The organism is Candidatus Magnetaquicoccus inordinatus, from assembly GCF_004217665.1.
In the GTDB taxonomy this organism is placed as follows: Bacteria; Pseudomonadota; Magnetococcia; order Magnetococcales; family Magnetaquicoccaceae; genus Magnetaquicoccus; species Magnetaquicoccus inordinatus.
The window spans coordinates 1-1,550 of the sequence record NZ_RXIU01000414.1 but is presented as its reverse complement, the minus strand read 5'-3'; the positions used below and the strand labels follow the sequence as shown (position 1 = coordinate 1,550).

2 protein-coding genes are annotated in these 1,550 nt (G+C 50.4%); one reads left to right on the top strand and one right to left on the bottom strand.

What is annotated here, in order from left to right; genetic code table 11:
• Positions 1 to 1,100 (bottom strand): peptide chain release factor 2 gene (gene prfB, locus EJP87_RS16145; RefSeq protein WP_193771465.1). Its coding sequence is split into 2 segments (ribosomal slippage), with 1,099 coding nucleotides annotated over them: positions 1 to 1,030 and positions 1,032 to 1,100; the frame shifts between segments, so codons are not numbered across the junction. This gene is flagged as partial in the annotation.
• 144 nt (positions 1,101 to 1,244) lie between these two features.
• Here prfB and EJP87_RS16140 point away from each other — a divergent pair.
• Positions 1,245 to 1,550 (top strand): cyclic nucleotide-binding domain-containing protein (locus EJP87_RS16140; protein ID WP_130472873.1); only part of this gene is annotated, 306 nt, incomplete at its 3' end.

Below are 1,550 nucleotides of genomic sequence, written 5' to 3'. Positions count from 1 at the left end.
CATTGCCTAAACGCCGGGCCAGTGCTGCGCGCAGAAAATCGTCCAAATCGCCATCCAATACCGCATCAGCATTGCCCTTTTCCACCCCAGTGCGCAGATCCTTGACCATCCGGTAGGGATGCAGCACATAAGAGCGGATCTGATGTCCCCAACCAATGTCGGTTTTGGCATCATTGACTGCCTGACTCTCTTCCGCCCGTTTGTCCATCTCCAATTGAAACAAACGTGATTTCAGCATGTTCATCGCTTCATCCTTGTTGCGATGCTGGGAACGACCATTTTGACACTGCACCACAATGCCGGTAGGAAAATGGGTGATGCGCACCGCTGAACTGGTTTTGTTCACATGTTGGCCACCTGCCCCAGAAGCACGAAAAGTATCAATGCGCAGATCCTTTTCGTCAATCTCCACCTGAATGGTCTCATCCACCTCTGGATAGACATAAACAGAGGAAAAAGAGGTGTGGCGTCGGGCATTGGAGTCAAAAGGGCTGATGCGCACCAATCGATGCACCCCCCCTTCGGTCTTCAGATAGCCGTAGGCATACTCCCCTTCAATCCGCACCGAAACCGACTTGCAGCCTGCTTCATCACCAGGCTGATAGTCACTGATTTCCGCTTTGTAACCATGCTCCTCGCACCAGCGCAAATACATGCGCAACAACATGTCTGCCCAGTCTTGTGATTCAGTGCCACCAGCACCAGGATGGATCTCCAAAAAGGCATTGTTGATATCCAACTCACCAGACAACATGCGTTGCAATTCCAGCGCTTCCACTCGTTGCAACAGTTCGCCAGCCTGCTGCGCCATCTCGGCAACCACCTCCTGGTCGCCCTCCTCCTCTGCCATGTGAAAAAGAGCCTCACTATCGTGCACGCTACGTTCCAGACTCTCCCACTCGCCGATGCTCTTTTCCAACTCCCTTTTTTCGCGCATCAAACGTTTGGCCTCTCCCGGATTGTTCCACAATACCGGATCCTCACTCAGGGCAGCCAACTCCTCTAACCGTCTTTTCCCATTTTCGTAGTCAAAGATGCCCCCTTAGGAGAATCAACTTCTCCTGGATGGCGGAAAAAATTTTTTGGGTATTCTCATCCATTACTGTCACCGTTTCGCTTGAACAGATATACTCATTTGAGGTAATTATACCACTGTATAGAGCGTGCGTCACCGGTTGGCCCGGTTTGTCGTACAATCGCCGCATGGTGAAACTGTTCATCCTCTCACTTCAGGAACATGGAACATGTCACAAAATGGTGAAATAAACCCGGATAAACTGGTAGATCTCCTTGATAAAATACCTTTTTTTCAAGATTTTTCCTCCTACGAAAAAAAACGGGTTGCCGGCAACCAGACCGCCTTCAAATCCTATCGCGCTGGAGCAAAAGTGGTAAAAGAGGGAGATACCGACACCTCCTTTTTTATTATCCTTGCCGGTTCAGTCAGCGTGGTCAAACAAGGTGCTGCCATCATCAACCTGGGCACGGGTGAATTTTTTGGCGAGATGGCCTTTCTGACCAATGAACCCAGACAGACCAGCGTGGTGGCA